This is a genomic window from Paenibacillus sp. WG02 (assembly GCF_055396115.1).
Window position 1 is genome coordinate 2781110 of sequence record NZ_AP036016.1, and the last position, 13227, is coordinate 2794336.

8 protein-coding genes are annotated in these 13227 nt (G+C 44.0%); all 8 read left to right on the forward strand.

What is annotated here, in order from left to right:
- The first annotated feature begins 10 nt into the window (after positions 1-10).
- The 8 genes from ACBP55_RS12415 (at position 11) to ACBP55_RS12450 (ending at position 13150) form a co-directional block, all read left to right on the forward strand.
- Positions 11-1033, forward strand: a complete 1023-nt coding sequence (locus tag ACBP55_RS12415) for an aldose 1-epimerase family protein (protein WP_464651911.1) — start codon at positions 11-13, stop codon at positions 1031-1033.
- Between the two features lie 47 nt (positions 1034-1080).
- Positions 1081-1845 carry a DeoR/GlpR family DNA-binding transcription regulator gene (locus ACBP55_RS12420; protein ID WP_464651913.1) on the forward strand — a complete coding sequence of 255 codons (765 nt, stop codon included), beginning with the start codon at positions 1081-1083 and terminating at the stop codon, positions 1843-1845.
- 219 nt (positions 1846-2064) lie between these two features.
- Positions 2065-2973 carry an ABC transporter permease gene (locus ACBP55_RS12425; RefSeq protein WP_464651915.1) on the forward strand — a complete coding sequence of 303 codons (909 nt, stop codon included), beginning with the start codon at positions 2065-2067 and terminating at the stop codon, positions 2971-2973.
- A 9-nt stretch (positions 2974-2982) separates the two neighbouring features.
- Complete coding sequence (locus ACBP55_RS12430) at positions 2983-3912, forward strand: carbohydrate ABC transporter permease (RefSeq protein ID WP_464651917.1); 930 nt, start codon at positions 2983-2985, stop codon at positions 3910-3912.
- Between the two features lie 63 nt (positions 3913-3975).
- Positions 3976-5526 carry an ABC transporter substrate-binding protein gene (locus ACBP55_RS12435; RefSeq protein ID WP_464651918.1) on the forward strand — a complete coding sequence of 517 codons (1551 nt, stop codon included), beginning with the start codon at positions 3976-3978 and terminating at the stop codon, positions 5524-5526.
- Positions 5527-5595: 69 nt separating this feature from the next.
- Positions 5596-6273, forward strand: a complete 678-nt coding sequence (locus ACBP55_RS12440; protein ID WP_464651920.1) for a hypothetical protein — start codon at positions 5596-5598, stop codon at positions 6271-6273.
- Complete coding sequence (locus ACBP55_RS12445) at positions 6251-7831, forward strand: helix-turn-helix domain-containing protein (protein WP_464653299.1); 1581 nt, start codon at positions 6251-6253, stop codon at positions 7829-7831. The genes ACBP55_RS12440 and ACBP55_RS12445 overlap by 23 nt, the downstream gene beginning before the upstream one ends.
- A gap of 87 nt (positions 7832-7918) precedes the next feature.
- Complete coding sequence (locus tag ACBP55_RS12450; RefSeq protein WP_464651921.1) at positions 7919-13150, forward strand: OmpL47-type beta-barrel domain-containing protein; 5232 nt, start codon at positions 7919-7921, stop codon at positions 13148-13150.
- Positions 13151-13227: the final 77 nt, after the last annotated feature.

Genomic DNA, 13227 nt, shown 5'->3' on the forward strand with positions numbered 1-13227 from the left:
ATATCAGCCAATGAAACTATATGGTAAAAGCTGGTCAAGGCGTGAGCTGGAAGCACGTATAGGTAAAATTGAACAAATAGCCGGCATCAAGCGGTTCATAACCACAGAGGGAAATGAAGCGGGTGTAGAGCAGATTCAGGTTCGAACAGGAGCGGGTTTGAGCTATTATATAACGCCATCTAAAGGCTTGGACATCTCTCTTGCCGAGTTCCATGGCGTACCGATTAGCTGGCAATCTCCGAATGGCGATGCTCATCCTGCTTATTATGATGCTGCGGGAAATGGCTGGCTTCGAACAGCATCCGGCGGTTTGCTCATGACTTGCGGATTGATGCAAGTAGGCACGTCTGGTGAGGATGATGGGGAACGCCTCGGCTTGCACGGTCGAATCCATCATACGCCTGCAAGGCAAGTCACGGCTGTAAGCAACTGGTTTGAGGACGAAATGGAAATGAGAATTTCTGGCGAAATGGAGGAAACTTCCATATTTGGCGGGTGCCTTCGCTTATCGAGGCAAATTCGCAGCCGTCTAGGGGAGAACGAAATATTCATTCAGGATGAAGTTCGCAATATGGGCTTTCAGCGCTGTCCGCATATGATCTTATACCATTTTAATTTCGGATTTCCCTTGTTAAGCGAAGAGACGGCGATCTATTTCAAGGATACGAGTGTGCAAGCGCGTGAGAGCGAAAATTCCATTAGCGGATATCAGCAGTGGCAGGCTCCGGATCCGAATTATCAAGAACGAGTCTACTATCACCACATACATGGAGAACCCGAAGTGCAAATTGTAAATAAACATTTCCCTCTTCACGACGGAGAAACTGAGGTACAAGTTACCCTTCAATGGTCTTCAGACACACTGCCCAAACTTGTTCAGTGGAAAATGCCTGGAGCTGGTACACATGTGTTAGGCATAGAGCCTGCTAACTGCTACGTTGGAGGCCGGCATAAAGAGCGCGAGCAAGGAACGCTTGTCTTTTTGGAGCCAGGCGAAACGGTGAAATATAACTTAAGGTTGATCCTAAAGTGAGTTCTAGGGATAATAGAGTCATTGAAGAAAAGTAACGGGGGCTCACCATGACGAATAACCAAACCATTAACCAACGTCAGCAGCAAATTCTGGATCGAATGGCTCTAGACGGCGATGTGAAAATAGCTGAATTGAAAGAAATGTTTGACGTTACCGAAATGACGCTGCGCAGGGATCTGGAAAAGCTTGAATTCATGGGACTGCTTAGGCGCACATTCGGTGGCGCTATTCTCGTTGGCAAGGATATTGCGCTGCAGGATCGCACTGGCTTCATGATGGATGAGAAGATGAGAATCGGCCTGCAAGCCGCTCAACTTGTTAAGTCTGGTGATTCGATTTTTCTGGATGGCGGTTCAACAACACTGCAGGTAGCGAGGTATTTGAAACCGGAAAAGAATATTACCGTTGTTACGAATGCCCTGAATATTGCCGCCGAGCTTCAAGGAAAGCAAATATCCACGATTGTAGTTGGAGGTATGCTTCTGGATAAAACATCGACTTTGGTCGGTCCTATTGCAGCAGGTTCCATTGCTCAAATGGCATTTGACCGTGTCTTTATTGGTACCACTGGCGTGTCATTCAAGCATGGCTTTAGTAACTCTAATATGCATGAAGCAGAAATCAAACGGCTTGTCATCAAGCAGGCTTCAGAAGTGAATATTGTCATGGACCATATGAAGTATGGCATTAGGGATTTGTTTTCGTTCGCGTCTCTGAATGCTGTAGATCGCATTATCTCAGATAGCTGCCCTGATCAGGAATTGGATGGCATTCTAAAGGAAGCCTCTGTGGAAATCGTAGTAAGCTGCTGAAACGACCGTAATAAGATCGGTACTCCTTGGAAAATAAGGGGTTCCGGTCTTTTTTACGTCCAAAGTTCCATTTCTGTTTATTGTTTGATTAGACAGTATTCGAACTATGCAGCAAATGAAAAACTCATTATTGTGAAAGTGTGAGATTCAGCAATGAATTCGAAGGCAGCTCTAAATCACCAGACATCAAAAGGAAAGAAGAGAGGAGTATTTTTGCTTATGGCTTTCATCAGGGAGATTGCAAAAAATCGTCAGCTATATGTACTAGCTATTCCGGGAATCGTTTTTTTAGCTATCTTCTCCTATATTCCAATGTTCGGACATTTAATAGCGTTTGAACGCTTCCAGCCCGTGAAAGGAATATGGGGAAGCAAGTGGGTTGGATTGGATAATTTTAAATTTTTTTTTGGAGGGCAAGATTGGTTGAGGGTTACCTTCAATACGGTTTATCTGAACTTACTGTTTCTAATCTTTGGTATAGGTTTTGCCATCATTCTTGCCATTCTGATTAATGAAATTGGCTCAACAGTGATTAAGAAGATTAGTCAATCCCTCATTTTTCTTCCCTATTTCATCTCTTGGTTGGTCGTGAGCTTAATGATATTAGCATTTATGAGCACAGACGGCTTAATGAACAACTGGTTGAAGCAAATGAATATCGATAACATTAATTGGTATCAGCGTGTACATTTATGGCCTCTTATCTTAACATTGGTCTACGTTTGGAAATTTGCAGGTTATTATTCCATTATCTTTTTGGCCGCAATCGTAGGCATTTCTTCTGAATATTACGAATCGGCCAAGATCGATGGAGCTACCCGAGTGCAGCAAATCATACACATCACCATTCCTTCGATTCGATCGGTCATCGTGGTGTTAATGCTTTTAGGAGTCGGACGTATCTTCTTCGGGGATTTCGGTATGATTTATGGAATAATCGGGGATAACTCCATTCTATATCCGACAACCGATGTAATCGATACCTACTCGTTCCGGGCGCTGCGTCAGTTAGGCAACTTCGGTATGTCTTCCGCCGTTGTTTTCTATCAATCGATCATGGGATTGTTTACCATCCTTATTTTCAACAGGATCGCTAAAAAAATAGATCCCGATTCGAGCTTATTTTAGGAGGGAAATATGGGAAACACAGCTTGGACATCATCGAAAAAGACAGTTCGAACACGAATCAGGAATGATCAATCCTGGGGTGAAAAAGGGTTTCTCTGTTTCATGTATGTTCTCATAGTCTTGTTTAGTTTGGTTTGCGTCATTCCCTTTTGGATTGTGCTGGTGGATTCGTTCGCTTCCGAAGCGAGCTTCCTCCAATATGGTTATCAATTGATTCCGAGCGCTTGGAGCTTAGATGCCTATAAGTACTTGCTGGTAGGAGGTCAATTCCTCACCAGTTATAAAAATTCATTGGTTATTACAATTGCGGGGACTGTAATTGCCGTCACTATCACATCCATGTTTGCTTATGTACTGGCACATCCAAAAGTAAAGTACCGGGATGTTCTGTCCTTTCTAACATATCTAGCGATGGTTCTGGGTGGAGGGTTAGTTGGCTTTTATATGATGGTTGCGAATTGGCTTCATTTAAAGGACTCCCTTTGGGCACTTATTCTACCCTATATATTGAACCCTTTCTATGCGTTCATTCTTGTTGCCTTCTATAAATCGCTTCCTTATGAAATCAATGAAGCTGCAACCATTGATGGGGCGGGAGATATTCGTCTGTTTTATAAAATCATATTACCGATTTCTACGCCTGTAATTGCGACTGTATCGCTCTTTTATGCGATCCAGTATTGGAATGATTGGTATTTATCCTTACTTTTCATAGATAATTACAAGCTGCATCCGCTGCAACTAATGATTCGTCAATTGATTTCGAATCTTAATGTTTCCGCTTACGTAGGGGGCGGAGCCAGCTATCAAGTAACAGCTCCGACGAGTGCCATTCAATTGGCAACCGTTTGCCTGACCATTGGCCCTATCGTTCTTCTCTATCCTTTTTTGCAAAAGTATTTCGTTAAGGGAATTACCATTGGTGCCGTGAAGGGATAATTCAATGATAAATTTACCCGAGTCTCTCGGTTAAATATAATTACAACTAGGAGGTCGTTAAAAATGAGCATGAAAAGAGGGACAGGTGCAGTTTTAACCATGATGATACTGGCGAGCATGTTGACAGCATGCACCGACAAGCGTGTGGAGCCTTCCTCCACAATCGCTGCAACGAAAGCTGGCGATCAGAAGAAGCTTGAACCTGTCACGCTGAAAATTATGGTCCCCGGAGACCGCCCGAAAGATTTTAATGCGGTAATCCAAGAAGCTGAAAAAAAGATGGCGGATTCCTTAAACGTCAAATTGGATGTTGTCTTCGTTCCTTGGGCTGATCTTGCTCAAAAAACGCAGGTAACTCTATCTTCCGGAGAAGACATCGATTTGATTTTTGATGCACCTTGGCTGCACATTACCCAGCAAATCGCGGCAGGCAGTTATGAACCGCTTGATGGCCTGTTAAAGCAATATGGTCCGAACATCCTCAAAAACCGTCCGCAGCAAATGTGGGATGCAAACAAATTTGACGGGAAAATCATGGCAATTCCAAACGGAAACACATTTGTTCAAGGACGCGTTTATTATGTGAGAAAAGATCTTCGCGAACAGTTGGGTATAGCGCCGATCAAAACCTATGAAGACTTGATCAAATATGCCTACGCGGTGAAAGATAAGATTCCTAACGTTACTCCGTTTATTCCGGCAGGTCAAGATGTGAATAAAGGTTTGTCGGAAGGTGCTTTCCGTCGTTATTGGTCGGACAATAAGGAAAACATTACCCCGAGCCCGGCGCTTTCGGAATCCCTTGTTCTATATACGAAGAATAATGATGGAAAAGTGTATAACCTGTTCGATCAAATGGAGCCCATGGTTTGGTCATGGATCCAGAATGCCCGCAAACTGTATCAGGATAAAATCATCAGCCCTGATGTGCTTGCAATTAAGGATATTAACGAGCCGGCCAAGCAAAGCAAAGCAGCCATCATTCCGCATAATGAATTTGGAGTGACGAATGATATGCAGCAAGCCTTAAAAACTGGAAGCCCCAAAGCGGAATTTGAAGCTGTAACGTTTATGAATCTGGAGAAAGGTGCAATACTAACGAATTCACTTCAATATAACTTTATTGCTGTTCCCGTTGTAAGCAAGCATAAGGAGCGTGCCATTCAATTCCTTGATTGGGCCAATCAGAAAGAAAATTATGATTTGTTGGTGTATGGGATTAAAGATAAGAATTGGGAAGCGATTGGGGACGACCAATATAAGTTTAAAGGAGACAGTTATGCATGGTTTCCTTACGTATGGATTTGGAATCCGACGACGGACCGTCTGGATGCCAGTCAAGAGGATACTACGAAAAAGCTGAACAAATGGACGGCAGATGCAAGTAATTTTACCATTGATAAACTATCGGGATTTACTTTCAATAACGCTGCGGTAAGCAATGAAATTTCTCAATACGTCAGTATCGAGTCTAAATATTATTCCGCATTGTTCAACGGTGTTGTCGATCCCGATCAAAGCTGGGTTAAATTTAAAGCAGAAGCAGCTCCTTTAGCAAAGAAAATTCAAGTAGAAGAACAAAAGCAAATCGATGCGTTTCTGGCTAAAAAGTAGCTGAGCATTACATAAGCGGATGTTTGTGTTTTAATGAATAGGAGTAAGAATGAATGAAGGAGAGTTCAGATGAAGAGGCTGCTGCCAGAAAAAACATACCTTCGAAATTTTTTGAATATGGGAATTTTATTTACCATTATCATTCTCCTCTTCTCCTATTTATTAAGACAAGAATATTCCAAGCAGGCTTATGAGGATATCAATCATTTGATGGAAATCAAGACAGACAGATTGAGCCAAGGGTTTGAATATCAATTGGACCATCTTCGCGCCTATGCTTTGAATATTTATCAAGACCCTGACATATTCAATTGGCTAATGTCTGATAGAAATGAGCCCTTATCTGCGTCCTATGCCTTTAAATCCGTTTCCAAATTTATGAGTTTGCAAGCTTTCATCGATACAACCTATTTGGTTAATACGAAGACGCAGCAAGTGATTGATTCAAAGGCAGGAATTCATAGTTTTGCGGATTTTACCGATCAGGAAATGCTTGCGCGGATCAAGAATAATGCTCCAACGACATTAAGATTTTTCAATCATACGCTTAATACTGAATCTTATTTGGCTTTAATCGTTCCATCGAACTATTCCAAAATCGCAAGCCAAGGATATCTTGTTATTTTATTGAATAAAAGCCTTATTGAAAAATATTTATTGCAAAACCTAAACGATAGCACCACGGGCATTATGATCTTGGATGGAAAGCAGAATCTGATTCTTGGTGGTCTCAAGTACATTCAATAATAAACAGATGCTTCAGCAAAACATAAAGAACCATGAAATGGTTCTAGGCAACAATATGTATCTCATTCATTCTCATGCTTTCAAAATAGAAGATTGGACGCTTTACTCCACTGTCAAGGTGAAGGATATAAGCAAAAATATCGATAGAATTCAATGGGAAATATTGGGCTTATGTTTGTTTCTGCTGTTCATACTTTCGGCTCTAACCTATTGGAACTCTCGTCGCCATTTCAAGCCTTTTAGTCAATTGGCTAGTCAGATGAAAGAAACGGTTGCATCCGCCTTACCTGCTTCAGAACAAACCCAGAATACGGAATATGCCATTATCAAATCAGGTCTTGACCATATGGTGAAAACAATGGAAGAGATGAATATCATGATTCGCAATCACCAGGACGTGATAAAAAATGAATTTTTACGTCAGTGGCTGCTGCAAGGCACGTACAACGGGGTTATTCAAGAAGATAGGAATAAAAATTTGCATTCGCTGCTTTCCTCCGATGTCTATTTGGCTGTTATGCGTATTAATCGTTATCAATCCTTCTCGGATCGTTATTCGTATGCATCAAGAAAACTTCTGATCTACGCGATGGGGAATATAGTGGGAGAGATCTTGGGAAAACACGGATTTGTGTCCGAAAATGTAGATTTAGGCAGCGATCATTTAGTTGTTTTAATTGGCGCCGGAGCTTATGAAAACGAACCCATGCAAGCTTTATATGAAGCAAGGGAAGCAATTGGACAATGGCTGCAGTTTCATGTTACCGTAGCGCTCAGCAACAAAACAGCTGTCCATGATAATATGCGAAACTTGTATGATCGTACTTACGATCTCACATTACTAAGATTTTTTAATGAGCAGGACAAAATTTATGTGGAAGAGGATTTGGGAGATTATTTGCCGGAGCAGCAATCGGATCTGGATGAGAAGCTGGTTCAAGAGCTTATCCAATCCGTGCGTAAATCCCAAAAGGATAAAGTAAGCGCAGAATTAGATGCTTTATTTGCCAAGCTCCAAAACCTGACTTATGCGGAGTGCAAGTTCCAGTTGAAACTATTATTTTTCTATATTTTTAAAGCATTTAATAAAGTTATAGCTGATCAAGAACAGGGCGGGGCAGACCTGCTCCTCCAAAAATTTGATACCTTATCAGATGTAAAGGACTGGATTTATAATCAATTTGTAAAGATCATTGACAGCGTTGCGCTCAAACATTCCGCATCCAACCGGAAGGAAGAATTGGCTTCGGAAATTTTTGATTATGTCAAACAGCACCTCCAAGACCCCATGCTGACACTGGAGAACATTGCGGATTATTTGGTGCTTTCCGTAAGTTACGTCCGTCTGGTTTTTAAAGAAACGTATCTCATAACACTGTCGGATTTCATTCATCAAGAACGCTTGGAGCAAGCTAAGCAATTGTTGATTTCCACAGATTGGCCGGTGCTCAATATTGCAGAAAGGTTCGGTTTTCAATCGAAAACCACGTTTTTTACTTCCTTTAAAAAGTATACGGGATTAACGCCAAACCAATACCGTGAACAGAATAGCAAATGATCGATCGATTGGGGTGAATTTTTAGTATATAGATAATTTCGAAGATATGAAAGCGTATTCAATAAGATAATATGGAGGTTGTTGTGAATGATACTGGGGAAAAAAAAGAAATTCGTAAGTTTCTTACTTGCTTGGGTGCTTGCCTTTTGCAATATTCCTAATCTGTTCGCAGCGGTAAGCGCGCAAGAAACGTTAACCAATTTATTGGCAGCGGATATGGATACGCAATTTAACGGGGGGATAAGCCCGTTTACGGTAGCAAGCGGTACGTCCGGAGGCACGCAAACGATTGTGCAAAAGAATGGAAACAACGCTCTCGAGTTTCGCGACGCTTCGCTTGGCACGAATTTATCAAGCACGTTTTATTATCGTTTGACCAGCGGTAAGCTGATGCAGCGCGTTAATGAAATATACAGTATGCCGGCAGGGAGTTCCCCGGTGGAGTTTGTTTTTGAATACAAGCTTGAGCGCACTGCTGCGAGCAACAAGCCTGTAGCCAAGGACATCTATGCTCAAATTCAGTTCGGCAACTACGATAATAATCTGATTCCCCGTTTCCCAACGGGTTCGCCATCCGTGAGTATTAGTGGAACAGCTGCCTACCTGAACGACGAGCCGCAAGGCAGCGAAGTGCTGCAGACGGTTAACGATAAGGATATTGCCAGCTATCGATTCAAGGTGATCCCGAATGGAGGGGTGCGCAAGGTTTCGAATATCGAGCTTGCCTTCTCTGTTCGTGTCGATGTAGGCGGTACGGATGAAGCGTATGTCGTCGACGATTTGGCTGTATATGAAGTGAATTCCCCGCTGGTACAGGATACAGAAGCGCCAACGGCACCAGCAAATTTAACGTTCACGGCAAAGACGGATACAAGCGTCAATCTTTCATGGACGGCTTCGACGGATAATGTGGGAGTTACCAATTACGACATTTATCAGAATGGTATTTTGTTGGCATCTGTAAGCGGTATCACTACAACGAATAACGTAATTGGCTTGTCGCCGAGTACAGCATACACATTTATGGTCAAAGCAAGGGATGGAGCGGGCAATATTTCAGCTTCCAGCAATGAAGTTTCGGTGACGACAAATCCTTCAGCCAATGGACTGCCAGTGCCGTTTGGGGACAGGGATATCGGCAATGTGAATCCTGTCGGCAATGCAAGTTACATCCCGGATACCGGCACTTTCAGGGTACAGGGGTCCGGGAGCGACATTTGGGGAACTGCGGATGCGTTCCACTATGTATACCAGCCTTGGACGGGCGACGGTCAAATCGTAGCGCGCGTCTCCAAAGTGGAGAATGGGGTTGCTTGGACAAAGCCGGGTGTTATGATCCGAGGGAGTATATCCGATCAGTCCCCTTATGCGATGATGGCTGTTACACCTGCAAACGGGGTTGTTTTCCAGGATCGCCTGCAATCGGGTGCGGCTTCGACACTAACGGCAGGGACGAAATCGGCGGCGCCCTATTGGGTGAAGCTGGTGCGTGTGGGCAATATGATCAGTGCGTACGATTCGAGTGACGGTATCAGCTGGTCATTTATCAAAAAAGAAGCGATTAACCTGCCAGAGACTGTTTATTTCGGACTGGCGGTAACGAGCCACAACACGGGGAAGTTAGCCACTGCTGAATTCGACAATGTAAGCATTGGTGAAGTCCCGCCATCGGAGAATACAAGCTCGCCTTACCCCGGCACAGTTGAAAGCAGAAAACAATGGCTGTGGGATAAGACAAAAGTAATGACGGAGTTTGGCGGCTTGCAATTAAATATCACACAGTATGTTGCACAGATTCTCGATGGACAGAATGTTGCTGCGAATCTGCAGAAGATTGATAAATTGTTCCAAACTTATGATGCAGAGCAATATAAAACGGTTTCCAAAATTTACGCCTATCTGATGGTTGGCGACCAATTCAGCAGTACCATGAAGGACCATGTCAGGGCATATTTTGCGCAATATGCTTATGCCAAGCTGCCGCAGACTGAGAATCTGAGGATGAGCAATTATACGGCAGGTTATTTGGTGGGCCAATATTTACCTGAGGTCATCGATTTGAATGGAAAGTCCGGTGATGCACTGAAAAGTATAAATAAAGTCAATATTGAGGCCATGATTGATGCTGGGGTCCATAAAGGTTGGGCCGAATATGAAAGTCCGGAATATACATTTATGACTTACTTCTGTCTTAATGCCATATACCAATATACGAATGAACCAGATCTAAAACAGAAGGTAAAAATGGCTATGGACGTAATGTGGTTCGAGTGGGCAAATGACTGGATAGACGGAACCTTTATCTCCTCCACAAGCAGGGCAAAGGGTGATTCGGTTTCTGCGAGTGACCCGACGTGGAGAGGGGCAGATCACACTGCTTTATCCTGGATGTATTTCGGCTCGTACCGCGCACAGCAAGGGGTAGGTGAATCGGACGCTAACGTTCCTTCAGCCTACCGTCCGTATTTAGAATATATGGGCATGGTGCTGTATCGTGGAATGAGTTATACACCGCCGGAAATGGCCATACGAATCGGGCAGTCCGGTTATAAAGACTACACCTCCCGTAAGACCAATATGCAGAATTCAAGCGGACGCAATTTGAAAGTCTACCGTGATGCATATGTTAAGCCTACATGGGGACTGTCTACCGAGGTTACTTACAATAGGGTCGACAACTGGATTGAAGATATTCCAGTCGCTTTACGCTGGCATTCCGCCAAGCCGAACCCTTTGTTCAGAATAAATACGGATCAGGGTGACAGCACGATTGGAAATTACGATTCGCCTGCCACTCATCGAATTATGCAGGATGGAAAAGCAGCTATAGGTGTATTTAAATTATTGAACAGTCCCACCTCCAATTATATCAATGCCATGTTTCCAGACACGGGATCGATCATAACCCGGCAAGAGCAAGCAGGGTGGGTGTTTAGCGATACGGGTCCAATGTATTTTGCCTTTAAGATGGTAAAGCCTTATTCCTGGTATTACCAAACGCCTATGGATCCGGCGAATAAAGTCAAGACAAATGCTCGGCTTCACCCTACCAATACATTGACCTATAGTTACAATATTCTTCGCAGTCAGGCTGATACGAACGGTTGGGTAGTTGAAACGGCGGATGCTTCGGAGTATGCGGACTTTGCCAGTTTCAAGAACGCTATTCTGAATACTACCACTGTTGATAGCACGCATATCAATGACACAAATCCGCGCCTTATCTACAAAAGCTTAAACGGGGATTTGATGGATATTACCTTTGATGATGCTGCAGCTGCTTATAACAATACTCATAATATCAACAATACACCCATCAACTATAACGCTTATAAGCTCTTTGATACACCTTGGCTGCAGCAGGATCAAAACTCCGATACATTTACGGCTACTCAGGGCGGTGAAGTCTATACCTATGATTTTGCCAATTGGACGATTACCAAAACAGGTGAGCCAATAATTGTTCCAAACAGAAGCTTTGAGAATGGTGCAACAAGCCCTGATTATTGGACTGACAGCTCTTTGGGGGGATCATCAGTCAGAACGTGGGACACCGTCACTTCCAGGACCTATGGCCACTCTGTAAAAATTGACAATGCAGCATCTGCCGATTACGGCGGTTGGAACAATGCAGGCGGCAATATGATCGCCATTCAGCCTGGAACTGCGTATACGCTAAGAGCTTGGGTAAGGACCAACAATGTGAACTCAACCGATGGAGCAAATGTTGGAATAACGTATTTTAAGAGTGATGGGACTACGGTGACCGGCAATACTTATTTTTCAAACTACGTGAGAGGAACAAGCAATTGGACCCAAATCGAAGCAACCGCAACGGCGCCGGCTGATGCTGCAAGGATCAGGTTGGATTTGAATCTTAAAGGAAAGGGAACTGCCTGGTTTGATGATGTGGAGTTGGTTGGTCCTGATATAAAACTGAGAGCGTTGACGCTATCGGCTGACAAGACGCAGTTAAAACCAGGCGAAAACACTGCGCTCAACCTGAGCGGAACCTTGAGCGATGGTAAATCAGCTGATTTAAGCAAAGCATCGGTTACTTACAGCACGAGCAATAGTGCGGCGGTTACCGTGGATCAACAAGGAAACATCACAGCCGCTCAAGCTGGTACCGCACAAGTTAATGCGACCGTAACACTCAATGGGACGACGTTGGAATCTGCTGCCGTAACGATTACGGTTGATGGCACACCTCTGGTCACTACGCTTACAGTGAACCCTGATCTGCCGGATGGCCAGAATGGCTGGTATGTCCATCATGTAAACCTAACTTTAAGTGCCAATAACAATCTGTTTGGAGTGGCGAAAACGGAATACAGTTTGGATGGAGGCGTTTCATGGCAATTGTATACGGAACCGGTGACATTGGATAAAGATTCTAAGTATTCTTATAGCTATCACTCGATAGACAATGCCGGTAATGTGGAAGCCATGAAGACTGTCAGCATCAATCTGGATTCGACGGCTCCGACTATCACGGGCGCTCCGACGACGGACGCAAACGAGAACGGCTGGTATAACACTAATGTGACGGTTCACTTTACCTGCGCGGATGTCTTGTCAGGCATAGGGGGATGTACGCAAGACACCACCCTCACGGCGGAAGGTTCGAACCTAAGTGTGATGGGGGATGCAGCGGACCAAGCAGGGAATGTTGCTTCCGTTGCATTAATGGGTATCAACATCGACAAGACCGCACCCGTGACAACAGATGACGCTCCTGTCGGCTGGGTGAACAAGGACGTTACTTTAACGCTCACCGCCAGCGACAGCGGTTCTGGTATAGTCGGCACCTACTACACGGTTGATGGAGGGGCACAGCAGCAAGGCGCAACTATTAGGATTGCGGCAGAGGGTAAGCACGCGATCTCCTACTGGAGCGTTGACAAGGCGGGTAACATAGAAACTCCGCATACGGTGACCGTACAAATAGACAAGACAGCTCCAATTCTTAGTGTCGTTTTGGATAAAACCGCTCTGTGGCCGCCTAACCACCAAATGATTTCGGTGAGTGCATCAGTTTATGCGGATGACAGTTTGTCCGGAATTGCCTCAGTCGTCCTTACATCCATTACCAGCAGCGAGCCGGATAGCGGGCTAGATGAAGGAGAATTTCCAAACGACATTCAAGGTGCGGAAATCGGCACCCTAGATACTCAATTTATGCTTCGAGCTGAAAGATCCGGTAACGGCAATGGACGAATATATACCATCAGCTATACGGCTATTGATCTTGCAGGTAATAAAACGAATACGGAGACGATGGTTACGGTCTCACATAGTCAGTCTAGCAAGCAATGATTATGCGACAAAATTTAGGGCCGGCACAGTTTGTGTCGGTCATTTTTTACTCCCGGAATGGGCATTAGCCCCAAGCA

Coding starts and splice junctions, on each gene's coding strand:
- ACBP55_RS12430 (WP_464651917.1), top strand. CDS start 2,983: ATGGGAAACACAGCTTGGACATCATCGAAAAAGACAGTTCGAACACGA.
- ACBP55_RS12435 (WP_464651918.1), top strand. CDS start 3,976: ATGAGCATGAAAAGAGGGACAGGTGCAGTTTTAACCATGATGATACTG.
- ACBP55_RS12425 (WP_464651915.1), top strand. CDS start 2,065: ATGGCTTTCATCAGGGAGATTGCAAAAAATCGTCAGCTATATGTACTA.
- ACBP55_RS12440 (WP_464651920.1), top strand. CDS start 5,596: ATGAAGAGGCTGCTGCCAGAAAAAACATACCTTCGAAATTTTTTGAAT.
- ACBP55_RS12415 (WP_464651911.1), top strand. CDS start 11: ATGAAACTATATGGTAAAAGCTGGTCAAGGCGTGAGCTGGAAGCACGT.
- ACBP55_RS12450 (WP_464651921.1), top strand. CDS start 7,919: ATGATACTGGGGAAAAAAAAGAAATTCGTAAGTTTCTTACTTGCTTGG.
- ACBP55_RS12420 (WP_464651913.1), top strand. CDS start 1,081: ATGACGAATAACCAAACCATTAACCAACGTCAGCAGCAAATTCTGGAT.